Below are 24,114 nucleotides of genomic sequence, written 5' to 3'. Positions count from 1 at the left end.
GCCGCGCTTGCGATCGCCGCGGGGGCTTGGTGGCGACCCGCCGCGCCCGGCTACGCCGCGCTTGCGATCGCCGCGGGGGCTTGGTGGCGACCCGCCGCGCCCGGCTACGCCGCGCTTGCGATCGCCACTAGACACCCGTGAGGGGGGCGCCCTGGCGTGCCATCAGCAGCGGCCCGGCGATCGCGATGATCCCCACCACCGCCAGCGGAATCGTCCAGGTCCGCCGGCTGCCCACCGCCGACTCGCACTGCGCGACGTAGTCGGTGTGCGGCACGATCTGGTTCAGGATCGGCACGTTCGCCACGCTGGTGTTGTTGGCGTTTCGGGCCTCGGAGAGGTCCTCGGCGACCGCGTTGCCGCAGCCTACGGAATGGCCGTTGAAGTCCGTCACCGACACCGGCACCAGCAGCCCGATCACTCCCGCCAGCAAGAGCGCGGCACCCACCGCGATGATCAACCGTCGCACCGTCATGATTCGCCTCCAAGTTTGCTGCCCGTGTGTAACGGCGTAGTAGCCACTGACCCCGGCCGCTAAACCGCTGAGGGCGGGACCGCGCATGGTTCGCGCCGACACGGGTATCCGTAGGCATCACGCCGGTGCGAAAGGATTGTCGATGACCGCGACCCGACAGATGGCCACGACCCGAGAGGTGAGGGCCTCCCGCCAGGAGATCTGGGACGCCATGGCCGACGGATGGACCTACGCCCAGTGGGTGGTGGGCAACAGCCGAACCCGGGCGGTGGATGCCGACTGGCCGCAGCCGGGGTCGGCGATCAAGCACTCGGTGGGGGTGTGGCCGCTGGTCATCAGCGACCAGACCGTGGTCGAAAGCTGCACGCCCGGCGAGGAACTCGTGCTGCGCGCCGGTATCGGGCCGCTCGGCGCCATGCTGATCACGCTGCGCCTGGAGGACCTGCCCGACGGCGGGTGCCGGATCGAAATGATCGAGACACCCGCCGAGGGGCCGGTCAACCTCATACCCGACCGCCTGTTGCTGGTCGCTGTCTACCCGCGCAACCGCGAGTGCCTGTGGCGGTTGACCGCGCTCGCCGAACGCCTCGAACCGACCCAGGTCAAATAGGCGTGGCCGAGGCCGTCGACGCCGTCGTCATCGGGGCCGGACACCACGGTCTGGTCGCCGCGGCGATGCTCGCCGGCGCGGGCTGGGACGTGCTGGTGCTCGAGGCCCAGCCGGAGCCGGGCGGCGCCGTGCGCAGCGCCGAGCTGACACCGGGCTACATCACCGACCTGTTCAGCTCGTACTACCCGATGACGGTGGCTTCCCCCGCGATGTCGGCCCTGCAGCTGGAAGACCACGGGTTGCGCTGGTCCCACGCGCCCGCGGTGTTGGGCCATCCGCGCGGCCCGGACGACGACGACCCGCCGATCGTCCACCACGACCCCGCCCGCACCGCCGCCGAGCTGGCCCGGCGCGAGCCCACCGACGGCGACAACTGGTGGCGCGTCATCGAGCTGTGGCAGAAGATCAAGGCGCCGCTGCTGGACGCCATGCTGGCGCCGTTTCCGCCGGTGCGCCCGATGTTGCGGCTGCTGCACAAGCTCGGCACGTCGGACGCGCTGCGGCTGGCGCGGCTGCTGGTGCAACCTGCCGACACGATGGCCAGTCAGCTGTTCGACGGGGACGCGCCGCGAGTGTTGTTGATGGGCAACGCCATGCACGCCGACGTGCCGCCCGACGCGCCGATCAGCGGGGCCATGGGCTATCTGATGACCATGCTGGCCCAGGACTGCGGGTGGCCGGTGCCGGTCGGTGGGTCCGGTCAGCTGACGGCCGCACTGGTCAACCGGGCCCGGTCAGCCGGCGCGCGAATCGAGTGTAACCAGAACGTTTCTCGCATCGAGGTGAGCGGCGGCCGCGCGGTCGGTGTGACGACGGCCGACGCACGCACGGTGCGGGCGCGCCGGGCTGTCGTGGCCGACGTGGCGGCGCCGCGGCTGTTCTGCGAGATGTTGCCCGCGGACGCGGTGCCGGCCAAGCTGCGCCGGGATTTCGAGAACTACATCTGGGACCCGTCGGTGGTGAAGGTGAACTATGCACTGAGCGGCCGCATCCCGTGGCGGGGCAAGGCCCTGCGGAGCGCGGGCACCGTGCATCTCGGAGCCGACGGCGACGGCCTGGTCCGCTGGATGGCCGACCTGAACACTAGGGTGGTGCCCGAGCGCCCGTTCATGCTGCTCGGCCAAACCACCACCGCCGACCCGACCCGTTCCCCGGCGGGCACCGAAAGCGTCTGGGCCTACACGCATCTGCCGCGCCACGTGAACGACGATGCGTCGGCCGAGCGGCTCGCCAAGTCGATGGATCAGGTCATCGAGGAACACGCGCCGGGCTTCGGTGCGGCGGTGATCGGCCGGTTCGTGCAGCGTCCGTCGGACCTGGAGGCCAGCGACGCGAACCTGCATCTCGGCGCCCTCAACGGCGGAACCGCGCAACTGCCGCAGATGCTGATCTTCCGCCCGGCGCCCGGGCTGGGCCGGGCCGAAACCCCGGTGGAACGGCTGTATCTGGGCAGCGCGTCCGCCACGCCTGGCGGCTCCGTGCACGGCGCCTGCGGGCGCAACGCGGCCAGGGCCGCGCTGGCCGCCGACGGAGTGACGGGCTGGCCGCGCCGCCGGGCCAACCGCGCGGTGCTGTCGTTGCTGACGAAGTAGCTTCGGCCTCAGCCGTTTTCGGCGATGTCCTCGAGCACGGCGAACATGGTGCGCGTCGGCACGCCGGTGGCGCCCTTCGGCGAATAACCCCAGGGGCTGCCGGTGTTGTACGCCGGGCCGGCCACGTCGATGTGCGCCCAGCCCACCCCGTCGGCGACGAACTCGCGCAGGAAAACCCCGGCGACCAGCATGCCCGCGAAGCGCTGGCCGCTGATGTTGGACAGGTCGGCGACTCCTGACTTCAGGTCGTCCTTGAGCTCGTCGGGCAGCGGCATCGGCCAGCCGTTCTCGCCGACCCGCTGCGAGATTGCCGCGACGCGATCGCGGAACTCGTCGCTGCCCATCACCCCGGGGATCCGGGCCCCCAGCGCGACCGTCTGCGCGCCGGTCAGGGTGGACGTCTCGATCAGGTAGTCCGGGTTGTCCTCGCACGCCCGGACGATGGCATCGGCCAGGATCAGCCGGCCCTCGGCGTCGGTGTTCTGCACCTCGACGGTGATGCCGCCGTATTGCGTCAACACGTCGCCCGGGCGCTGGGCCGTCGCCGACGGCATGTTCTCGGCCATCGGCACCGTGGCGATCACGTCGATCGGCAGCTGCAGCTGCGCGGCCAGGACGACGGTTGCGATCACAGCGGCCGCGCCGCCCATGTCGGAGGTCATGTGGTGCATTCCAGCCGCCGGCTTGATTGAGATGCCGCCGGTGTCGAACGTGACGCCCTTGCCGACCAGGGCGACCCGCTTGGCCTTGCCCCGTCTGCCCTTGGCGCCTCGGTAGGTCAGGCGCACCAGCCGCGGCGGCCGCGAGGAGCCCTGGCCGACGCCCAGCACCCCGCCGTAACCCGCCTTCTGCAACGCCTTCTCGTCGAGCACCTGTACCTCGAGGCCGGCGGCCTCACCCAAAGCCTTTGCCCGGGCCGCGAACTCGGCGGGAAACAGGTGGCTCGGGGGAGTGTTGACCAAGTCGCGCGCGGTGGCGACCGCGGTCGCGACTGCCGCCGCGTGCGCCGCCTGCTTCTTGGCGTCGCGGGCGGTGGCCAGCACCGTGATCTTGCGCAGCCCTTTGTCTTTCGGCGCGGTCTTCTGGCTGCGGAACGCGGTGAACCGGTAGCTGCCCAGGATCAGGCCCTCGACGGCGGCCTCGCAGACGCCCTCGCCCGGCAACTCGGCCAGCGTCGTGACCACCGCCTCCGCGCCGCCAAGCGACCGCCCGGCGACCCCGGCGGCCCGGCGGACGGTGTCGGCCGGCCACTCCGATCGCGCTTTGCCCAGGCCGACGGTCAGCACGCTGGCCACCGGCAGCGAGGGCACCACCAGACGGTGCACCTGGTCGCTGCCGCCCGTCGCGTCCAGCGCCCGCAGCCCGGCCTCGATCTCGGCGACCGCGTCGGCGGACAGGAACGGTTCGGCCGACGCCACGGCGGCGCCGGGGCGCTCCTCTTCACCGCTTGAGACGACCGGCACGATCAGGACGGCGGAATTTACGCCCCGCTTGGGCAGCGACGTAGCGACGTTTACGGTGGGAGACTGATAACCCGGTTCGGTGGACACGGAAAACACCCTAGTCACCGCGGGCGGCGCTCAGCTCGGCGCGTCCCGGCCGCGCAGCTCGAATGCGGTCACGGGGGCGTCAAAACCCTTGAGGCTCAACGGCCCGTACGCGGCGGCGGGCCTGTCGGGCAATTCCTCCCGTAACTGCGCCGAGGCCAGGACCTGCCCCGGGCCCGCGGCGGCCACCAGACGCGCGGCCAGGTTGACGGGTCCGCCGAAGTAGTCCCCGTTGATGGCCAGGACGGTGCCGAAGGCGAGACCGGCGCGCACCTGCAGGCCCTCCTCCCGCGCCCGCGGATGCTCGACGAGGTCGATCGCGGCCCTGGCGAGCCGCTCGGGCGAAGCGCTCACCCACATCACCTCGTCGCCGATGAACTTCACCACCCGGCCGCCGCCGGCGTGCACCACATCGGACACCGTGCCGGCGAATTCGTTGAGCAGCATCGACAACTGGGCGGGCGTCAGCGCGTGGGTCAGCACCGTGAAGCCCGACAGGTCGGCGAAGCCGACCCCGCACACCACGCTGGCCGACGTGTCGCGAAGCACCGTCTCGAAATGGGTGCGGGCGCTGGTCAGGTGGTGCCGGTGCACGACGTCGATCAGCGCCCCGATGCGGGGAACGAATTCGGCCACCGATCGGTACGCCTGCGCCGTCGCGAGCTCGTCGCGCGTGTAGGTCATCTGGATGTCCGGCGTCCCGGCGCGGATCATCGTCGACTCGGCCTCCGCCAGGCGCGCCATCGCGGCACCGAGCACCCGGAGCAGGCCGAACGCGCCGTCCTCGCCGACGACGCCCTTGAGGGCGACCCAGGTTGACAGGGCGTCGACGTCGGCCTGGCTCAGCGCGGGAACGTCGCGCCCGGCGACGGTCAGGCCGAGCAACCCCCACGCGCGCGCCACGTCGGCGGCCGACAGGCCGAGTCGTTCGGCCGCGGTCTGCAGCGTGTACACCGGGCGCCCCGACCACTGCAGCACGTCGCCGGCCAGGCCGAACAGCCGGCCGCGGCGCTCGGCCTCGACCATCTCGTCGACGGTGAACCCGAGCCCGGCCAGGTACTTGATCAGGTCGGCCCGCTCGCGCGGATCGGCGATCCCGGCGGCCTCCAGCGCCGCAAAGTCCAGGGGATCGGCCACCCGCCCAAGTGTGCCAGCACGGGCGATTAGGGTGAATCGTCGTGACGGACGACTTGCAACACGGACCCCTGGAAGATCGCCATCGAAGCCTGGGCGGCGCCTTCGCCGAATTCGGCGGCTGGATGATGCCGGTGTCGTACGCCGGCACCGTCAGCGAGCACAACGCGACCCGCAACGCCGTCGGCCTGTTCGACGTCAGCCACCTCGGCAAGGCGTCGGTTCGCGGACCGGGCGCCGCCGAGTTCGTCAACTCCGCGCTCACCAACGACCTCGGCCGCATCGGACCCGGCAAGGCGCAATACACGTTGTGCTGCAATGACTCCGGGGGGGTGATCGACGACCTGATCGCCTACTACGTCGCCGACGACGAGATCTTCCTGGTGCCCAACGCCGCCAACACCGCCGCGGTGGTCGAGGCGCTGCAGGCGGCCGCTCCGGCCGCCGTCACCGTCACCAACCAGCACCGCTTATACGCCGTGCTGGCGGTCCAGGGCCCGCGGTCGCCCGGGGTGCTCGCCGAGCTCGGCCTGCCCGCCGACATGGACTACATGGCCTACGCCGACGCCACTTACGCGGGGGTCCCCGTGCGAGTGTGCCGCACCGGCTACACCGGTGAGCACGGTTATGAGCTGCTCCCGCCCTGGGACTCCGCGGGTGTCGTGTTCGATGCGCTCGCCGCCGCGGTGAGCGCCGCGGGCGGCGAACCGGCCGGCCTGGGCGCGCGTGACACCCTGCGCACCGAGATGGGTTATCCGCTGCACGGGCACGAACTTTCGCTCGACATCTCGCCGCTGCAGGCCCGCTGCGGCTGGGCGATCGGATGGAAGAAGGACGCGTTTTTCGGCCGCGACGCGCTGCTGGCCGAGAAGGCCGCGGGTCCGCGCCGGCTGCTGCGCGGCCTGCGGATGGTCGGCCGCGGCGTGCTGCGCCCCGGCCTCCCCGTGCTCGCCGGGGAGACGCCGGTAGGGGTCACCACGTCCGGCACATTTTCCCCGACGCTGCAGGCTGGGATCGGTCTGGCGCTGATCGATACCGACGCCGGTATCGACGACGGTCAGCGCGTCACCGTCGACGTCCGCGGCCGCGCCGTCGAATGCGACGTGGTGCGCCCGCCGTTCGTCGACACCAAAACTCGCTAGCCGGCGCATATAGAATCATGCCCATGACCAGCGGCTCCCTCGAGTTCACGCTTTCGCGCTCGGCGCATCCCGCCACGGATGCCGAACGCGAATCCATCCTGGCGGAGCCCGGTTTCGGGAGACACTTCACCGACCACATGGTGTCCATCGACTACGCCGAGGGCCCGGGGTGGCACAACGCGCGGGTGATTCCGTACGGCCCGATCGAGCTGGATCCGTCGGCGATCGTGCTGCACTACGCGCAGGAGGTCTTCGAGGGGCTGAAGGCCTACCGCTGGGCAGACGGTTCGATCGTGTCGTTTCGCGCCGAGGCCAACGCCGCCCGGATGCGGCTGTCGGCGCGGCGGCTCGCGATGCCCGAGTTGCCCGACGAGCTGTTCATGGGATCGCTGTGCCAGCTGGTCGCGGTGGACAGCGCCTGGGTGCCCGCCGTCGGCGGCGAGGAGGCGCTCTACCTGCGGCCCTTCATGATCGCCACCGAACCGGGGCTGGGGGTGCGGCCGTCCAAGCAGTACCGCTACCTGCTGATTGCCTCGCCGGCCGGCGCGTATTTCAAGGGCGGCGTCAGCCCGGTGACCGTGTGGGTGTCGACGGACTACGTGCGGGCGAGCCCGGGCGGCACGGGTGCGGCCAAGTTCGGCGGCAACTACGCCGCCTCGCTGCTGGCGCAGGCCGAGGCGGCCGACCACGGGTGCGACCAGGTGGTGTGGCTGGACGCCGTCGAACGGCGCTACGTCGAGGAGATGGGCGGGATGAACATCTTCTTCGTGTTCGGCAGCGGGGGCTCCGCGCGGCTGGTCACCCCGGAGCTGTCCGGGTCGCTGTTGCCCGGCATCACTCGGGATTCCTTGCTGCAGTTGGCCATCGACGCCGGGTTCTCCGTCGAGGAACGCAAGATCGACATCGATGAGTGGCAGAAGAAGGCTGCCGCCGGCGAGATCACCGAGGTGTTCGCGTGCGGCACGGCCGCGGTGATCACGCCCGTGTCGCGGGTGAAGTACGGCGACAGCGACTTCACCGTCGCCGACGGCCAGCCCGGCGAGGTGACGATGGCGCTGCGAGACACGCTCACCGGCATCCAGCGCGGCACCTTCGCCGACACGCACGGCTGGATGGCCCGGCTCGGCTAACGAGCGCGAGCAGACGCAAAAGCCTCCGCGTGCCCGGCGTGTCGCGGACTTTTGCGTCTGCTCGTCAGTGAAAAGCGGCCAGCGCCACCGCGCACACCGTCGTCGTCAATTCGATCGCGGCGCCCAGCACGTCGCCGGTGATGCCGCCGAAACGGCGCACGCAGTGGGCGACCAGCGCCGCCCCGCAGCCCAGCGCCACGAGCGCCGCGACCGGCCCCTGCCACGGCCGCGGGCCCGCCACCAGCGAGAAGCCGAGCAGCACCGCCACCCAGGCGGCCGCGACGGGCAGCGGCTGGCTACCGGCCACCCGCACGCCCAGCGCGCTGCCCTCGGCCGCCGGGACCGACCGGCGGCAGGCCAACACCGCGACGACCCGTCCGGCGGCCACGGCCACGACGACCGCCGCCGGCCTGGCCGCCGCCCCGAGAGCCGAGAACGCCAGCCCCTGCAGCAGGATCACCATCGCGACCGCCGCCACCCCGAACGGCCCGGTCGACCCGTCGCGCATCACCGCCAGCGCGCGCTGCGGCGGGCCGTAGCAACCCAGTCCGTCGGCCGTGTCGGCCACGCCGTCGATGTGCAGGCCGCGGGTGGCGAGCAGCAGGGTGGCCACCGCCAGCAGCCCGGGGAGCGCGCTGGCCGGTCCGAAGGCCAGTCCGCCGCCCCACGTCACGGCCGCGGCCAGCGCCCCCAGGGCGGCGCCCACCACGGGCAGCGCGGTCAGCGCGCCGCGGCCCACTGGCGCGTCGCCCCCGCGCGGGACAGGCAGGACCGTTCCGAAAGCGAAAGCCGTCGTCAGCGAACGGATCACGAGGTCGACGGGTCGGAGACGCCGGCGTCCGCGAACGTCGCCATCGACGAGAGCGTGGCCACCGCCGCGCGCAACACCGGCAGCGCGAGCGCCGCCCCCGTGCCCTCGCCGAGGCGCATGCGCAGGTCGAGGATCGGATCCAGGTCGAGTGCCGCCAGGGCCAGCGTGTGTGCGGGCTCGGTGGACCGGTGGCCGGCCTGCCACCACTGCCGGGCGCCGGGCGCCAGGTGCTCGGCGACCAGCGCCGCGGCCGTCACCGCCAACCCGTCGAGCAGCAGCGGGGTGCGCCGCACCGCCGCCTGGGCGCAGAACCCCGCCAGCGCGGCGAGGTCGGCGCCGCCGCAGGAACGCAGCAGCGCGGTCGCGTCCGGCAGCACCGGACGCGAGCGGAACAGCGCGTCCCGGACCGCGGCGGTCTTGCGCGCCCAGCCCGCATCGTCGATCCCGGAGCCGAAGCCGACCACCGCCACGGGCTCGGTGTTGGTCAGCGCCGCCACCAGCACGGCCGCGGCGGTGGTGTTGCCGATCCCCATGTCGCCGGCGATTAGCAGGTCGGCGCCCGCGTCCACCTCGTCGTCGGCGATGGCCCGACCGGCCGCGATCGCGGCGGCGGTCTCCCCGTCGGTGAGCGCGTCCTGCGTCGTGATGTTGCCGCTGCCGCGCCGCACCTTGTGAGCGCCGATCCGCGGCGACGGCGGGTCGGCGTCCACCGCCAGGTCCACGATCCGCACCGTCGCGTCCGCGACACCCGCCAGCACGTTGATCGCGGCGCCGCCGGCGTCGATGTTGGCGACCATCTGGGCGGTCACCTCGGGCGGATAGGCCGACACCCCGGACCGGGCGACACCGTGGTCGCCGGCGAACACCACCACCCGCGCGCGCTGGAATTGCGTGGGCGGGCAATGCCCCTGGCACGCCGCGGCCCACACCGACAGGTCCTCCAGCCGACCGAGCGCCCCACGGGGCTTGGTCAGCGTGTCCTGCCGCGCGCGGGCGGCCGCGGCGGCGGCCGCGTCCGGCGGCGACACCGGTGGGAAATCCATCAGCCGTCCGCCCGCTTGATCGGCAGCGCCTGCCCGGCGACCACCAGCACCACCTCGTCGCACAACGCGGCCAGGCGCTGGTTGAGGCTGCCCAGCTCGTCGGCGAACCGCCGTCCCGACGCGGTCGCGGGCACGACGGTCATGCCCACCTCCGGGCTGACCAGCACCAGCGCCGCCGGATAGGCGCCGACGGCGGCCAGCAACTCGTCGACCGGCCCGGCGACCGAACCGCCCGCCCAGGCGTTGTCGCGGTCCAGGGCACAGGTCAACCAGCCGCCGACGTCGTCGACGAGTGTCGGGAGCTCCGGCGCGTGGCGCAATTGCCCGGCGACGTCGGTGGTCTCGACCGTCGACCAGTGCGCGGGCCGCCGGCCGCGGTGGATCTCGACTCGCCGGGCCCAGGCCGCGTCGTCGCTCACGGGCGGACCGGGGGCCAGGTAGCGCACCGGCCCGTCCGGCGGCACGGACCGGCCGATGGCGTCCTCCGCCCACCGGGACTTGCCCGACCTGATCCCGCCGAGCACCAGCGTGCGCACCGGCTCAGGAGGCGCCTTCGCGCCGGTCAGCCGACACGGCTGCCGCGCTCCACCTGAGGCTTGGGCGCTCGCATCCGCCGCATCTGCGAAGCCCGCCCGGCGGCGTAAAGACCGAGCTTCCAGCGGCTTTCGGTGTTGTTGGGGAATTTCTCGTCGACCATTCTGCTGACCTTGCGGCCCAGGATGAGGCCGTCGACGCCCATCACGGCCATCAGCACGAGCATCGCCGGGGAGACGTACAGCTGTAGCTGCGGGAGGGCGAACATGACGAACAGCAGCACCAGCGTCGACGGCATGAACAGCCCCAGGGCGTTGCGCCGGGAGTCGACGATGTCGCGCGCGTAGCGCCGGACCGGTCCCTGATCGCGCGGCATCAGGTAGCCCTCTTCGCCGGCCATCATCCGTTCGCGCCGCTCGGCCATGCGGGCGCGGCTGGCGGTGCGGTCGGCCCTGCGTTCCTCGCGGCTGAGCTTGGGGCCGGCCAGCGCCTTGCGGCGGGCCCGCGCCTCGGCGGAGGTCATCGGAGCGGGGGCAACGGGCTTGCGGCGGAGGTCGTTTCGCTTGGGCGTGGGCCGCCCCTTCGGTCCGGTCCTGCGCGAGCCGCCCGGCGCCGCATCCTGCGGATCGGCCTCTCCGGCCACGCCCCGGGCGGTGGCGTCTTCTTCCTGGCCCTTCTTGCGGCCCATCAGCTTCACAGTCGCCAGGTTACTGTGCAGTTGGTCGGTACCGAAATTGCCTCAATTGCGTACCTATTAGGCATGCGCCAGCCGACTCGTTGGCCCTACGCTTACCTGTAATGAACGGCTACTTGTGATGAATGGCACCATGGCCCCGGATGACGTCGGCCCCGCCCCCGGCCGCCTCCAGCTCCCGGCCATGTTGGTTTTGGTCGCCCCCGATTGCTATGGCAACACCCTCTCGGCCGTCGAGGCCGCCGCCGCCATCGCCACCGGCTGGACCCGCTCGCGCCCGGCCGACCGGTTCATCGTCGCCCCGCAGTCCGACGGCGGCCCCGGCTTCGTCGAGGTGCTGGCCGAGCGGCTGGGGGAGAAGCGGCGGCTGCGGGTGTCCGGGCCGCTCGACGACCCGGTGACCGCGGAGTGGGTGTACGACCCCGCCCACGCGACCGCCTACCTGGAGTGCGCGCAGGCCTGCGGCTTGGCCCTGCTGGACGGTCCGCCCACCGCGGAGACCGCCCTGACCGCCCACAGCAGGGGCGTCGGGCAGCTGATCGCCGAGGCGCTGCGCATCGGGGCCAGGCGGATCGTGGTCGGGCTGGGCGGCAGCGCGTGCAGCGACGGCGGCCAGGGGATGATCGACGAGCTCGGGGGCCTCGACGTGGCGAGCCAGAAGCTGGCCGACGTCGAGCTGATCGCCGCCTCCGACACCGAATACCCGCTGGTCGGCCCCTGGGGTGCGGCCAGGGTGTTCGGGCCGCAGAAGGGTGCCGACACCGCCGCGGTCGCGGCGATGGAGGTGCGCCTGGAGGCGTGGGCGCTGGAACTGGAGGCGTTCGCCGGGCGCGACGTCAGCTCGGAGCCCGGCGCGGCCGCCGCGGGCGGCATCGGCGCGGGGCTGCTGGCGCTCGGCGGCCGCTGCGAGTCCGGCGCGGCGATCATCGCCGAGCACACCCGCCTGGCCGAGGATCTCGAAACCGCCGACATGATCCTCACCGGCGAGGGCCGGTTCGACGAGCAGTCCCTGCACGGAAAGGTGGTCGGCTCACTCGTCGACGCCGCGATCCCGCTGGGAATCCCGGTGATCGTGCTCGCCGGGCAGGTCGGCCTGGAGAACTCGGCGGTGCGCTCGTCGGGCATCATGTCGGCCCTGTCGATTGCCGATTACGCCGGGTCGGTGCGATTGGCGCAGGCCGATGCGGCCAATCAGCTCATGGGATTGGCGTCACAGGTGGCCGCGCGGCTCGGGAATAGCGGTCCTGCAAGGTACCGTTGAGCATGTGGGTTCTGCCCGGACGGCGAATGTGCGGAATCCCACCAAACAATTAGGCATGTAGGAGAAGCAATGACGGTGCAAAACGAGTCGACCGCCAAGACCCACGGCGTGATCCTGACCGAGGCCGCCGCCGCCAAGGCGAAGTCCCTGCTCGACCAGGAGGGGCGCGACGACCTGGCGCTGCGCATCGCGGTCCAGCCGGGCGGGTGCGCCGGGCTGCGCTACAACCTGTTCTTCGACGACCGGGCGCTGGACGGCGATCTGACCGCGGAGTTCGGCGGCGTGACCCTGACGGTGGACCGGATGAGCGCGCCGTACGTCGAGGGCGCCTCCATCGACTTCGTCGACACCATCGAGAAGCAGGGCTTCACGATCGACAACCCCAACGCCACCGGCTCCTGCGCCTGCGGCGACTCGTTCAACTGACGCGGTAGGGCTTTTCGCTAGTACGTTCCGCCGGTGCGCAGCACGTAGGAGCACACCGTGATCTGGCCGCGCTGGAACAGCATCTGCGCGATGCCCTGGACCTGATCGCGCGTCGGCCCCCCGGTTGCCGGCGTTACGCGCATGCTGAACAGCGCCTGCGCCTGGTACTGCGACAGGTACACGATCTTGTCGATGGAGGTCACGTCGACCTCGGAGAACTGCTTGCGGAACGCGTCGCTGCTGAGCCGGGCCAAGGCCTGGTCGGAGCGCTTGTCACGGACGCCGTCGTACATGCCGCACAGGGCATTACGGACGATCTCGTCGATGTCGCGACGCTCGAGCGCCGTCAGGTAGCCCTGAATCGCGGACTTGGTCGCCCCCTCGGAGAACGCGCCGCCGGTGCCGGCCCCGTTGGTGCGAACGCCGTACACGATGGCCACGGTCAGCGCCGTGGCGACCGCGAGGACCAGCGCGATGCCGATGAACAACCGCCGCTTGGATCGCCGCGCCGGGTACGGCGCCGGCGGCGGACCGGGATAATTGGCGGGAGGGGGCCCGGCGTCGCCACCGGCGCGGTTGAAGGGCGGGGCCCCGGGGTCGTGGGGATACTCGAGTGGGGGGGTTTCCCCGCGGTTTTGAGGTCCGGAGCTGCCGACAGTGTCGTTCGGCGGGTGCGGACCGGCCATCGAGGTTCTCCTACGGTGGTAGACGGGACCACGAGCGGGTCGGCGCCCGCGTTCGGGTTTTCGGCGACGTGGTTGCTTGAGTCTTCTAGGCAGGCTAGCGCACGAGATTCCGCCGACCGCGGAAACAGCGACGGTCGACGGGGCGTGAGTAGGCTAGGCAGCCTTACTAAGGAAGGGTGGAGTTTTCGTGACGATCGTGGTGACGGGTTCGATAGCGACGGACCATCTGATGCGATTCCCGGGCAAGTTTTCCGAGCAGCTGCTGCCCGAGCATCTGCACAAGGTTTCGCTCAGCTTCCTGGTCGACGACCTGGTGATCCACCGCGGCGGGGTAGCCGGAAACATCGCGTTCGCCATCGGCGTGCTGGGCGGTGACGTGGCGCTGGTCGGCGCGGCCGGCAAGGACTTCGCCAACTACCGTGAGTGGCTCCAGGCCCACGGCGTCAACTGCGACAGCGTCCTCATCTCCGACGCCGCGCACACGGCTCGCTTCACCTGCACCACCGACGTCGACATGGCCCAGATCGCGTCGTTCTACCCTGGCGCCATGTCCGAGGCCCGCAACATCAAGCTGGCCGACGTCGTGTCGGCCATCGGGACGCCGGACCTGGTGATCGTCGGCGCCAACGACCCCGACGCCATGCGGGTCCACACCGACGAGTGCCGCGCGCTCGGGCTGTCCTTCGCGGCCGACCCCTCCCAGCAGCTCGCCCGGCTCTCCGGGGACGAGATCCGCACGCTGGTGGACGGCGCCAAGTACCTGTTCACCAACGACTACGAATGGGACCTGATGCTGTCCAAGACTGGCTGGACCGAGGCCGACGTCATGGCGCAGGTCGAGCTGCGGGTGACCACGCTCGGCCCCAAGGGCGTCGACATCGTCGAGCCCGACGGGACCACCACCCACGTCGACGTGGTCCCCGAAACCAGCCAGGTCGACCCCACCGGCGTCGGTGACGCCTTCCGCGCCGGCTTCCTGACCGGGCGCAGCGCCGGGCTGAGCCTGGAGCGGTCGGCGCAGCTCGGCTCGCTGGTCGCCGTGCTGGTGCTGGAGTCGACGGGAACCCAGGAGTGGAAGTGGGACCACGAGGTCGCCGCCACCCGGCTGGCCGGTGCCTACGGCGACGAGGCCGCCGCCGAGATCACGGCGGTGCTCGCCTAAAGCACGCCTAAAGCCTCCCTAAAGCCTCGCGACCAGACGCAAAAGCACCCGCACGCTAGGCGTGTCGCGGTGCTTTTGCGTCTGCTCGCGGTCAGAGCTGCACGGGGTAGTGCGGCTCGCCGATCTGCGGGACCACGCTGTGCTCGACGAAGATCGCGTGCCACAGCATGAAGATCAGGACGGTCCACAGCCGGCGGCCGTGGTCGCTGACGCCGTTGCGGTGCTCGTCGAGCATGCGCCGCACAGCCTCCAGGTCGACGAGGTGGCCGGCCTGTGAGGCCGCCACCAGCTCGTAGGCCCACTCGAGCAGTTCGCCCGCGCGCAGCCAGTGCCGAATCGGCACCGGGAACCCGAGCTTCGGCCGGTGCAGCACGTGTGCCGGGACGATCGGCTCCAGCGCGCGCCGTAGCGCGTACTTCGTGGTGGCGCGGGTGATCTTGGCGTCGACGGGCAACCGGGACGCGACGGCGAACACCTCCGGGTCCAGGAACGGGACGCGGAGTTCCAGCGAGTTGGCCATCGTCATCTTGTCGGCCTTGACCAGGATGTCGCCGCGTAGCCAGGTGAACAGGTCGACGTGCTGCATACGGGCCACGGGGTCCCAGCCCTTCGACTCGGCGTACACCGACGCGGTGACGTCGGTGTGCGTCCAGTCGGCACGGAATCCCGGCAGCACGTCGCGCAGCTGGGTGTCGGAGAAGCTGCGGGCGTTGCCGTAGTACCGCTCCTCGAGCGTCAGGGACCCGCGGTGCAGCAGGCTCTTACCCCGCATCCCCTCCGGCAGCGGTCTGGACACCTTGCCCATCGACCGCCGCACCGGCCGTGGCAGGTAGTCGAAAGGCTTGAGTGACAACGGTTCCCGGTAGATTGTGTAGCCGCCGAACAGCTCGTCGGCGCCCTCCCCGGACAGCACCACCTTGACGTGCTTGCGCGCCTCGCGGGCGACGAAGAACAGGGGTACCAGCGCGGGGTCGGCGACCGGCTCGTCGAGGTACCAGACGATTTCGGGCAGGGCGGCGACGAACTCGTCCGGGTGGACCACCTTGGCGACGTGGCGGGCGCCGATCGCCTCCGCCGAGGCCACCGCCACATCGATCTCGGAGAACCCCTCCCGCTCAAACCCGGTGGTGAAAGTGATCAGCCGGGGGTTGTGCCGGATCGCCAGCGCAGCGATGGCCGTCGAGTCGATCCCTCCGGACAGAAACGCCCCCACCGTGACGTCGGCGCGCATGTGCTTGGCGACCGAATCCTCGAGCACCGCCGTGATCTCGTCGTACCGGGCCTGCTCGGTATCGCGGGTGATCGGGGTGGCCGCGAAGCGCGGCGTGAAGTACCGGGTGACCTGGGGGGGTTGCCCGGGCCGGATGCGCGCGTAGCAACCCGATTCCAGCCGGCGCACTCCGCGGTGCAGCGTCTCGGGTTCCGGCACGTACTGCAGCACCGTGTAGTGCTGCATGGCGCGCTCGTCGATGCGGGTGTCGAAGCCGATCAGCTCGGCGAGGTCCAGCAGACACTTCTTCTCGCTGGCCACGGCCGTGCCGCCGGTGCCAGTCGCCATGAACAGCGGCTTGATGCCGAAGGGGTCACGCGCGCAGAGCAATTCGCCGGTGACGGTGTCCCACAGCGCGAAGGCGAACATGCCGCGCAGCCGCGTCAGCACCTCGGTGCCCCAATGGTGGTAGCCGGCGACGATCGCCTCGCCATCGCCGTCGGTGGCAAAGGTCGCGCCGTACTGGGCGGTCAGTTCCACGCGCAGTTCGAGGTAGTTGTAGATCTCCCCGTTGAACACCAGCACGTAGCGTTCGGGCGCGTCCGGGGGACCCCAGCGCAGCGGCTGGTGCGAGTGGGCGATGTCGATGATGGAGAGCCGGTTGAAGCCGAAGACGACCGATCCGTCGCCGTCGGACCAGGTGCCCGGCTCGTCTGGCCCGCGGTGGCGCATCAGGTGCGACGAGCGCGCGACGGCGTCGTCGGCATCGTTGGCCGAGCCGGCCGGGCCCGCGACGAACGCCAACAGTCCACACACGGCGCCCCAGTATGCCGCACTTCGGCGGTGTGTGTGGCCGGCGCACCCGGGAGCTCGCGAAGCGCCGAGCCGGCCGACCCGCAGGGGTTTCTTCGCCCGCGTCAGCGGCGTGGTCTACGCTGCGTAGTATTCGATATCCGAGCAGGAGGCGCCGACGTGACACCTCGCGGGCAGGTCCGTTCGCAACGTATGTCGCAGCGCAGGTTAAGGGGCCTTTTGGGCGACCGTTTCCGACGCGCTGACCGGACCCTCGGCCGTCGTCTTCGGCCCCTCGCGCTCGCCGGGACCCTGGGCGTGCTGGCCGTCAGCCTCAGCGGCTGCAGCTGGACGCACGTGCTGGCCATGGGCTGGCCCGAGGGCGTCACCCCGCAGGCCCACTGGAACCGGGAACTGTGGATCGGATCGGTGATCGCGGCGCTGGTTGTCGGCGTCATCGTGTGGGGCCTGATGTTCTGGTCGTCGGCCTTCCACCGCAAGAAGGCCACCGACACCGAGTTGCCCCGCCAGTTCGGCTACAACATGCCCCTGGAGCTGGTCCTCACGGTGACCCCGTTCCTCATCATCTCGGTGCTGTTCTACTTCACCGTGGTGGTGCAGGAGAAGATGCTGCACGTCGACAAGGATCCCGAGGTGGTGATCGACGTCACGGCCTTCCAGTGGAACTGGAAGTTCGGCTACCAGCGCGTCGACTTCAAGGACGGCACCCTGACCTACGACGGCGCCGACCTGGCCCGTAAGAACGCCATGGTGTCCAAGCCGGAAGGCAAGGACGCCCACGGGGAGGAGCGCGTCGGGCCCATCCGCGGGCTCAACACCTCGGACCGGACCTACCTGAACTTCGACAAGGTCGAGACCCTCGGGACGCCCACCGAAATTCCGGTGTTGGTGTTGCCCACCGGCAAGCGCGTCCAATTCCGGTTGGCGTCGGCGGATGTCATCCACACGTTCTGGGTGCCCGAATTCCTGTTCAAGCGCGACGTCATTCCCAACGCCGAGGCGAACAACTCCGTCAACGTCTTCCAGGTTGACGAGATCACCAGGCCGGGTGCGTTTGTGGGGCACTGCGCCGAGTTCTGCGGCACCTACCACTCGATGATGAATTTCGAGGTACGTGCGGTGGCGCCCAACGATTTCAAGGCCTACATGCAGCAGCGGATGGCCGGAAAGAACAACGCCGAGGCTCTGCAGGCCATCGCGCAGCCGCCGCTCGCGGTGACCACCCACCCGTTCGACACGCGTCGCGGCGAACTGACCCAAAGCCAGTAGGGGAGGACACCGGAATGCATATCGAAGCTAGGCTATTCGAATTCGTCTCTGGGTTTTTCGTCTTCGCGGCGGTGCTCTACACGGTGCTGACCGCGCTCTTCGCCACCGGCGGCACCGAGTGGGCCGGCGCCACCGCCTTGGCGTTGACTGGCGGCCTCGCGTTGATCGTGGCGACGTTCTTCCGGTTCGTCGCGCGCCGGATCGACACCCGCCCCGAGGACTACGAGGGCGCCGAGATCAGTGACGGCGCAGGGGAGTTGGGCTTCTTCAGCCCGCACAGCTGGTGGCCGATCCTCATTGCGCTGTCCGGATCGGTGGCTGCGGTGGGCGTCGCGCTGTGGCTGCCCTGGCTGATCGCCGCAGGGGTGGTCTTCATCCTCGCGTCCGTCGGCGGCTTGGTGTTCGAGTATTACATCGGGCCCGAGAAGCACTGACTTGCACCTCGAAGGTCACAATCAGAGCACCAGTTGATCGGTGGGCCTTCGCCGGGAGGTCTTTGCTCCACACCGTTCGGTAGGGTTTGCCCAAGCACCATGAGGAAATCCCAAGCGCGCGCGCAACGAGGTAACCGCGGAGCCCCGCGCGCTGGTGAAGCAGTTGGACAGGGCAGGCAAGGATGAGCGGGCCGAATCCCCCGGAATGGGAGCCGGAAGAAGCGGATTCCGCCGGTGACCTCGGCGCCGGCCCGGATTCGGGCGGCAGGCCGCGCGACCGGTGGGAGCCCCACGACGACGCGGAACACGGCGGCGGTCTGGAGCCGTTCGAAGACAGCACCGAAGTTCCGGCCGCGGATCAGACGGGTCAGACGGACGCCTATTCCCGGGCCTACTCGGCCCCGGAGTCGGAGCACTTCGTCACCGGTCCCTACGTGCCGGCCGACCTGCGGCTCTACGACTACGAGGGATACGACGACTCGCCGGATTTCGACGACGAGCACCGCGCTCCGCGCTGGCCGTGGGTGGTGGGGGTCGCCGCGATCGTGGCCGCGATCGCGCTCGTGGTGTCGGTGTCCCTGCTGGTCGCCGGGACCGACACCAACAAGTTGGCCACCCCCGGAACCACCACCGCGTCCACGCCGCCGATGCAGGACGAGATCACGACCACCAAGGCGCCGCCCCCGAGCACCCCGCCACCACCGCCCAGCCCCGAGACCCCGACAGCCACGGAGACCCAGACAGTGACGGTGACACCCAGCCCTCCGCCACCACCGCCGCCGCCCGCGACGACCACTGCCGCGCCGCCGCCGGTGACCACGACCGCGGCTCCACCGCCGACGACCACCACCCCCGCGGGCCCGCGTCAGGTGACGTACTCGGTGACGGGCACCAAAGCGCCGGGGGACATCATCTCCGTGACTTACGTCGACGCCTCGGGCCGGCGGCGCACGCAACACAACGTCTACATCCCGTGGTCCATCACGGTCACCCCGATATCTCAGTCCGACGTCGGCTCGGTCGAGGCGTCTAGCCTGTTCCGGGTGAGCAAGCTCAACTGCTCGATCACCACAAGTGACGGAACGGTGCTCTCGTCGAACACCAACGACGGACCGCAGACGAGCTGCTGATGGTGAGCAGATATGCCGCATACCGGCGCGGCGACGACACCATTCCGCCGGAAGTCGTCGACCGGATCCTGATCGCGTCCTGCGCCGCCGTCTGGCTGGTCTGGCTGGGCGTGAGCGTGGCCGCCGTGGTCGCGCTGGTGAACCTCGGCCGGGGCTTCCACAAGGCCGCCAGCAGCCCGCACACCACCTGGGTGCTGTATGCCGTCATCATCGTGTCCGCGCTGATCATCGCCGGTGCCATCCCGGTCCTGGTGCGGGCTCGCCGCATGTCGCAGGCCGAGCCGGCCGCTCCGGCGATGACCGCACCCGGGCGCGGCACCGGCAGGCCCCCCGTGCGGCTGGGAGGGGCCGGGCCGCACCCCAGGCCAGACCGGGCCTACCAGTCGAGTGGGCATTCCGCCGGGTCGTTCGAGGAATGGTCGGGGACCGCGGTCGATCGAATCTGGTTGCGCGGGACCGTCTTGCTGGCGGGCACCATGGGTTTGGCGCTGATTGCGGTCGCGGCCGCGACGTACCTGATGGCCGTGGGGCACGACGGCGCGTCCTGGGTGGGCTACGGGCTCGCCGGCGCCGTCGCCGCGGGGTTGCCGCCCGTCGAGTGGGTGCACGTTCGGCAGCTGAGGCGCGTGATCGCCGAGGGCTAACGGTGGGCTGACGGCCTGCCGGCAGCGTGCCGCGTGCGGCCGGCCGTCTGTGCCGGGAGGGATGCCGTTGGGCGTTGAGTGTGCAGCGGGTGCGTCGAGTGTGCGGCCAGGTAGGCGACACGCCGGTGTGGGGCCGCCGTCGGTTCACACTGAACACTCTGAGTACACACTCGATGCCGTTGCGCGGGGGAGTAGTAGTCGGCGGATGGTGGGGGCGCTTGTTGGGCGTTGAGTGTGCAGTTGGGGCGTTGAGTGTGCAGCGGGTGCTTCGAGTGTGCGGCCAGGTAGGCGACACGCCGGTGTGGGGCCGCCGTCGGTTCACATTGGAAGCACCAGCTGCACAATCGATGCCGTTGCGGCGCAGTCGAAGCGGTTAGCAGACTCCCGGGCAAAAAGATGAGCCGAGTCGGGAAACCCTCGTCACACGGGACGCACTTGTCGACCGCATGTCGAACGGCTTGGGCCCCAACGCAATGAGGGCCGCGCAAACGCGCGGCCCTCATTGTCGATCCGGCTAGTGCTCTCCGTTGGACCCATTCGATCCGTTGGAAGCCACGCTACTTTCCTGGTGTTCGCGCAGCGCGGTGAGGAGTCGATGCTCCGAGCTGTGCGCCGCCTCGCGCAACGCGGCATCCTCCGACGCGGGGTCGGCGCGCAGGAAGCTACCGCTACCGGGCGATCCGCCCGAGCCCAGCTTGTTCATCCGCTTGGGCAGGGCGGCACCCTGGTAGGCCAGCGGCAACGGGTGACCGTGGTCGTCGACGGGGCCGAGCGGCTGGTGCAGCTCGATGTACGCCCCGTGCGGCAGCCGCTTGATGATCCCCGTCTCGATGCCGTGCTCGAGCACGTCGCGGTCGCTGCGTTGCAGCCCGATGCACCACCGGTAGGTGATGAAGTAGACGAACGGCGGGAGGATCACCATCCCGATTCGCCCGATCCACGTGGTCGCGTTCAGCGAGATCTCGAACTTGAAGGCGATGATGTCGTTCATCGCCGCCAGCGTCAGCAGCATGTAGAACGAGATCGCCATCGCGCCGATCGACGTGCGCACCGGGGCGTCCCGGGGCCGCTGCAGCAGGTTGTGGTGCGCCTTGTCGCCGCTGAACCGCTTCTCCAGGAACGGGTAGATGATCAGCAGGATGAAGATCAGGCCCATGATGAGCGCCACCCAGACCGCTGCCGGAATGGTGTGGTGCCAGAAGTAGAACTCCCATGGCGGCCAGATGCGCGCCAGGCCTTCGGTCCACATCATGTAGAAGTCGGGCTGCGAGCCGGCCGAGACGTGAGATGGCTTGTAGGGGCCCAGGTTCCAGATCGGGTTGATCTGCAGCAGGCCGCCCATCAGGCCGAGCACGCCGACGATCGCCGCGAAGAACGCGCCGGACTTGACCGCGAAGATCGGCATGACCCGCACGCCGACCACGTTGTGCTCGGTGCGGCCGGGGCCGGGGAACTGGGTGTGCTTCTGAAACCACACCATGGCCAGGTGCAGCCCGATGAGCGCCAGGATGATCCCCGGCAGCAGCAGGATGTGCAGGGCGTACATGCGCGGGATGATGTAGCCCGCGGTCGCGCACTCGTTGCCCACACCCCCACAAGGGAAGTCGCCGCCGAACAGCGCCCAGTGCAACCAGGTGCCGATTATCGGCATGCCCAACGTGATCGACGACAGGGCGGCGCGCAGCCCGATGCCCGACAGCAGGTCGTCGGGGAGCGAGTAGCCGAAATAACCCTCGAACATGGCCAGGATCAACAGCAGCGAGCCGATGACCCAGTTGGCCTCACGCGGCCGCCGGAACGCGCCGGTGAAGAAGATGCGCGCCAGGTGCACCATGATCGACGCGGCGAAGAGCAGTGCCGCCCAGTGGTGGACCTGGCGGACGAACAGACCGCCCCGCACCTCGAACGAGATGTCGAGCGTCGAGGCGAAGGCCTTCGACATGTCGACGCCGCGCAGCGGCTGGTAGGCGCCGTTGTAGGTGACCTCGGCCATCGACGGGTCGAAGAACAGGGTCAGGTAGACGCCGGTGAGCAGCAACACGATGAAGCTGTACATAGCGATCTCACCGAGCAGGAACGACCAGTGGGTCGGGAAGACCTTGTTGAGCTGTCTGCGGACGGCCGCCGACGGGTGATAGCGGGTGTCGATTTCCTCACCCTGGCGGGCGAGGACATCACCGATCTTGGGCGGTTTGGGGGGACTCAGTTTTGGACTCATGATGTCGTGCGCTCCCAGAATGCCGGTCCGACGGGCTCGACGAAGTCACCGTTGGCAACCAGATACCCGTTGGAGTCGATCGTGATGGGCAGTTGCGCCAGCGCGCGCGCCGCCGGGCCGAAGATCGGCTTGGCGAAGTGCAGGGCGTCGAACTGCGACTGGTGGCAAGGGCACAGGATTCGGTAGGACTGCTCTTCGTACAGTGATGCCGGGCACCCCAGATGCGAGCACACCTTGGTATAGGCAAACAGCTCGCCGAAGTTGAAGCTCTCCTGGCCCTGCCGCTTGACCACCCGCGACATGTCGGTGGGCCGGATCCGGATGAGCATGACGGGGTTGCGGACGCCCTGGTTGATCGCGCGGAGCTTCTCCTGCGACTCCGGGGTGGTCCCGTCGCCGTCGGACTCGCGCCACGGGAAGACCGTCTCCATGCCGCCGGCGTCGATGTCTTCGGGGCGCATCTTGACGAACGGCGAGTTGGTGGCCGAGCCGGTGGCGCGGGCGAGGTAGATGGTTTCGCCCTTGTACTTCGGGGTCCAGCCGGACGTCCACAGGACGGCCTTCTTGCCGTCGGCGGTGGGCACGACCGGCTTCCATGGGTTCTTGATCAGACCGCCGGCAAACGCCACCAGGGTCGACAGCCCGAAGGCGCCCAGGCCCACGCCCATGGACAGGCCGATCAGCTTGCGTCGCCCGACGGTAGAGCCCTCGAAGGCGTCGGTCAGGTTGGCCACCACGGTCTTGCGGTCGATGTCGCGGGACACCCCGTCGTGGCGCTCCTGGATCGAGATCTCTTCGGGGATGAAGCGTTTCTGGTACAGGATCGTGCCGATGGCGATCGACAGGATCGACATCCCGAACGTCAGCCCGTACAGCGGTGTGGCCAGGTCGTACAGCAGGCTCCCCGGGGCGCTCTTCGGCTTGTACTCCCACGGCCAGAACAGGAAGACCAGCAGCAGTGCCAGCCCGAAGCCGCCACCCAGCAACAGCCACCGCGCGACCGAGCGCTCGGCCCGCTTCTCGGCCTTCGTGCCCTCGACTGGCCAGCGCGGGACCTTGAAGACGGTCTCGACGCCGTCGAGCTTGCCGCCCAGCGCGACCAGCTCGTCGTGCGACATCGCGGCCAGGGCCGCCTCGTCGGGTTCCTGGGGTCCGCCCGCGCGCTTGTCGGTGTCAGAGCCCACGGCGTTCGCGTCGCTCATTTTGCGCCGCTCCTCCACATCGCTTCGTTCTGCATCGTCTCGGCGGGGCTCATGACGCTCGCGCCCCAATCCACAGTGCAAGGCCGATGGCCGCCACCATGCCGATGATCCAGGCCGCCATGCCCTCGGGCGCCGGCCCGAAGCCGCCGAGGCCGTAGCCGCCGGGCTGACGCTCCTCGCTCACGGCCTTGACGTAGCCGATGATGTCCTTCTTCGCGTCCAGCGACAGCTGGCGGTCGGAGAACTTCGGCATGTTTTGCGGACCCGTCCGCATCGCCGCGAGGATCTGCTGCTCGTTGGCCGGGTCCAAATTCGGTGCGTACTTGCCCGACGACAGTGCCCCGCCGCGTCCGGTGAAGTTGTGGCAGGACGAGCAGTTCAGGCGGAACAGGTCGCCGCCGCGGCCCAGGTCGTCGCCGCGCAGCGAGCGCATCGCCAGGCTGCCGTCGGGGTTGCGTTCGACGGTGGGGCCGCCACCGTTGGCCTGCACGTACGCGCCGATCGCGTCGATCTGCGCCTCGTCGAAGATCGGCTCCTTCCGGGGCGCCTGGGCCTCCCCGCGCATCGCCGGCATCCGGCCGGTCGACACCTGGAAGTAGATCGCCGCCTCGCCGACACCGATGAGGCTGGGCCCGTGGTCGGGCACGCCCTGCAGGTTGGCGCCGTGGCAGGAGATGCACGAGGTGTCGAACAGCTGCTTGCCGGTGCGCAGCGTCGCCGACGAGGACTCGTCGGCGACGGCCACCTGCGGCCGCGGCGTCAGGATGGCCGCCAGGCCGCCCGCGATCGTCAGGGCGATCAACAGCAGCAAACCCCCCGACAGCCGGCGACGGAGCCGGCGCCGGGAGCGATCCGACCAGCCTTTCCGCGGGCTGCGCTCCGCCGAGTCGCGGCCGGATCTCTTAGACCCCAGTTTCATCAACCGAGCACTCCTGTTCGTCCAGCGCCTG

At 70.1% G+C, this 24,114-nt stretch carries 22 protein-coding genes and 1 pseudogene; 11 read left to right on the top strand and 12 right to left on the bottom strand.

Annotated elements, in window-relative coordinates; translation table 11 throughout:
• Nucleotides 1–127 precede the first annotated feature (127 nt).
• Entirely contained in the window at nt 128–472 is a 345-nt protein-coding gene (locus SKC42_RS15280) for an aminopeptidase (RefSeq protein WP_330965125.1), read from the bottom strand.
• Between the two features lie 142 nt (nt 473–614).
• On the opposite strand from SKC42_RS15280, the gene SKC42_RS15275 reads away from it, so the two are divergent.
• Together SKC42_RS15275 and SKC42_RS15270 are read left to right on the top strand one after the other, a co-directional pair.
• Entirely contained in the window at nt 615–1,082 is a 468-nt protein-coding gene (locus SKC42_RS15275; protein WP_330965124.1) for an SRPBCC family protein, read from the top strand.
• 2 nt (nt 1,083–1,084) lie between these two features.
• Nucleotides 1,085–2,674, top strand: coding sequence for a phytoene desaturase family protein (locus SKC42_RS15270; RefSeq protein WP_442932158.1), 1,590 nt, complete (start codon nt 1,085–1,087; stop codon nt 2,672–2,674).
• 8 nt (nt 2,675–2,682) lie between these two features.
• On the opposite strand, the gene SKC42_RS15265 is transcribed toward SKC42_RS15270, so the two are convergent.
• Entirely contained in the window at nt 2,683–4,224 is a 1,542-nt protein-coding gene (locus SKC42_RS15265) for a leucyl aminopeptidase (RefSeq protein WP_330965123.1), read from the bottom strand.
• 30 nt (nt 4,225–4,254) lie between these two features.
• Nucleotides 4,255–5,358: an adenylate/guanylate cyclase domain-containing protein gene (locus SKC42_RS15260; protein ID WP_330965122.1), complete on the bottom strand. Its 1,104-nt coding sequence runs from the start codon at nt 5,356–5,358 to the stop codon at nt 4,255–4,257.
• 41 nt (nt 5,359–5,399) lie between these two features.
• Between SKC42_RS15260 and gcvT the strand changes: the two genes are divergently transcribed.
• Together gcvT and SKC42_RS15250 are read left to right on the top strand one after the other, a co-directional pair.
• Nucleotides 5,400–6,497: a glycine cleavage system aminomethyltransferase GcvT gene (gene gcvT, locus SKC42_RS15255; RefSeq protein ID WP_330965121.1), complete on the top strand. Its 1,098-nt coding sequence runs from the start codon at nt 5,400–5,402 to the stop codon at nt 6,495–6,497.
• 23 nt (nt 6,498–6,520) lie between these two features.
• Nucleotides 6,521–7,627 (top strand): branched-chain amino acid aminotransferase, encoded by a 1,107-nt coding sequence (locus tag SKC42_RS15250; RefSeq protein ID WP_330965120.1) that lies wholly within the window; start codon nt 6,521–6,523, stop codon nt 7,625–7,627.
• A gap of 64 nt (nt 7,628–7,691) precedes the next feature.
• Here SKC42_RS15250 and SKC42_RS15245 read toward each other — a convergent pair whose 3' ends face one another.
• From SKC42_RS15245 to SKC42_RS15230, 4 genes are read right to left on the bottom strand one after another with little or no spacing between them, the layout of a single operon-like run.
• Nucleotides 7,692–8,438: an adenosylcobinamide-GDP ribazoletransferase gene (locus tag SKC42_RS15245; RefSeq protein WP_330965119.1), complete on the bottom strand. Its 747-nt coding sequence runs from the start codon at nt 8,436–8,438 to the stop codon at nt 7,692–7,694.
• Nucleotides 8,435–9,484, bottom strand: coding sequence for a nicotinate-nucleotide--dimethylbenzimidazole phosphoribosyltransferase (gene cobT / locus SKC42_RS15240; RefSeq protein ID WP_330965186.1), 1,050 nt, complete (start codon nt 9,482–9,484; stop codon nt 8,435–8,437). The genes SKC42_RS15245 and cobT overlap by 4 nt, the downstream gene beginning before the upstream one ends.
• Nucleotides 9,481–10,017 (bottom strand): bifunctional adenosylcobinamide kinase/adenosylcobinamide-phosphate guanylyltransferase, encoded by a 537-nt coding sequence (locus SKC42_RS15235; protein ID WP_330965118.1) that lies wholly within the window; start codon nt 10,015–10,017, stop codon nt 9,481–9,483. The genes cobT and SKC42_RS15235 overlap by 4 nt, the downstream gene beginning before the upstream one ends.
• A gap of 26 nt (nt 10,018–10,043) precedes the next feature.
• A complete protein-coding gene (locus SKC42_RS15230) occupies nt 10,044–10,712 on the bottom strand; it encodes a DUF3043 domain-containing protein (protein ID WP_330965117.1) in 669 nt (222 codons plus the stop codon).
• Between the two features lie 181 nt (nt 10,713–10,893).
• On the opposite strand from SKC42_RS15230, the gene SKC42_RS15225 reads away from it, so the two are divergent.
• Nucleotides 10,894–11,970, top strand: coding sequence for a glycerate kinase family protein (locus SKC42_RS15225; RefSeq protein ID WP_330965185.1), 1,077 nt, complete (start codon nt 10,894–10,896; stop codon nt 11,968–11,970).
• A 69-nt stretch (nt 11,971–12,039) separates the two neighbouring features.
• Nucleotides 12,040–12,396 (top strand): iron-sulfur cluster assembly accessory protein, encoded by a 357-nt coding sequence (locus SKC42_RS15220; protein ID WP_330965116.1) that lies wholly within the window; start codon nt 12,040–12,042, stop codon nt 12,394–12,396.
• A gap of 17 nt (nt 12,397–12,413) precedes the next feature.
• Here the strand turns inward: SKC42_RS15220 and SKC42_RS15215 are convergent, their stop codons facing one another.
• The gene (locus SKC42_RS15215; RefSeq protein WP_330965115.1) at nt 12,414–13,082 is read right to left on the bottom strand and encodes an Rv0361 family membrane protein; all 669 of its coding nucleotides are present in this window, start codon (nt 13,080–13,082) and stop codon (nt 12,414–12,416) included.
• A gap of 187 nt (nt 13,083–13,269) precedes the next feature.
• On the opposite strand from SKC42_RS15215, the gene SKC42_RS15210 reads away from it, so the two are divergent.
• Nucleotides 13,270–14,244 (top strand): carbohydrate kinase family protein, encoded by a 975-nt coding sequence (locus SKC42_RS15210; protein ID WP_330965114.1) that lies wholly within the window; start codon nt 13,270–13,272, stop codon nt 14,242–14,244.
• Nucleotides 14,245–14,335: 91 nt separating this feature from the next.
• Here the strand turns inward: SKC42_RS15210 and asnB are convergent, their stop codons facing one another.
• Nucleotides 14,336–16,270 carry an asparagine synthase (glutamine-hydrolyzing) gene (asnB, locus tag SKC42_RS15205; protein WP_330965113.1) on the bottom strand — a complete coding sequence of 645 codons (1,935 nt, stop codon included), beginning with the start codon at nt 16,268–16,270 and terminating at the stop codon, nt 14,336–14,338.
• Between the two features lie 156 nt (nt 16,271–16,426).
• Between asnB and ctaC the strand changes: the two are divergent.
• The 4 genes and pseudogenes from ctaC to SKC42_RS15185 all read left to right on the top strand — a co-directional run.
• Nucleotides 16,427–17,538, top strand: a pseudogene (ctaC, locus tag SKC42_RS15200) (aa3-type cytochrome oxidase subunit II); the annotation flags it as partial.
• A 12-nt stretch (nt 17,539–17,550) separates the two neighbouring features.
• On the top strand, nt 17,551–17,970 hold the full coding sequence (locus SKC42_RS15195; protein ID WP_330965111.1) for a cytochrome c oxidase subunit 4: 420 nt from the start codon (nt 17,551–17,553) through the stop codon (nt 17,968–17,970).
• 182 nt (nt 17,971–18,152) lie between these two features.
• Entirely contained in the window at nt 18,153–19,100 is a 948-nt protein-coding gene (locus SKC42_RS15190) for an MmpS family transport accessory protein (RefSeq protein ID WP_330965110.1), read from the top strand.
• On the top strand, nt 19,100–19,744 hold the full coding sequence (locus SKC42_RS15185; protein ID WP_330965109.1) for a DUF2561 family protein: 645 nt from the start codon (nt 19,100–19,102) through the stop codon (nt 19,742–19,744). The genes SKC42_RS15190 and SKC42_RS15185 overlap by 1 nt, the downstream gene beginning before the upstream one ends.
• A gap of 514 nt (nt 19,745–20,258) precedes the next feature.
• Here the strand turns inward: SKC42_RS15185 and qcrB are convergent.
• The 3 genes from qcrB to qcrC are packed head-to-tail and all read right to left on the bottom strand — an operon-like array spanning nt 20,259 to nt 24,086.
• Nucleotides 20,259–21,962, bottom strand: a complete 1,704-nt coding sequence (gene qcrB / locus SKC42_RS15180; protein WP_330965108.1) for a cytochrome bc1 complex cytochrome b subunit — start codon at nt 21,960–21,962, stop codon at nt 20,259–20,261.
• Complete coding sequence (gene qcrA / locus SKC42_RS15175; protein WP_330965107.1) at nt 21,959–23,164, bottom strand: cytochrome bc1 complex Rieske iron-sulfur subunit; 1,206 nt, start codon at nt 23,162–23,164, stop codon at nt 21,959–21,961. The genes qcrB and qcrA overlap by 4 nt, the downstream gene beginning before the upstream one ends.
• A 49-nt stretch (nt 23,165–23,213) precedes the next feature.
• Complete coding sequence (gene qcrC / locus SKC42_RS15170; protein WP_330965106.1) at nt 23,214–24,086, bottom strand: cytochrome bc1 complex diheme cytochrome c subunit; 873 nt, start codon at nt 24,084–24,086, stop codon at nt 23,214–23,216.
• Nucleotides 24,087–24,114 lie beyond the last annotated feature (28 nt).

This window comes from Mycobacterium sp. 050134 (genome assembly GCF_036409085.1).
GTDB lineage: Bacteria > Actinomycetota > Actinomycetes > Mycobacteriales > Mycobacteriaceae > Mycobacterium.
The sequence above is the reverse complement of the archived record's forward strand: the minus strand, read 5'-3'. Positions and strand labels throughout refer to the sequence as shown.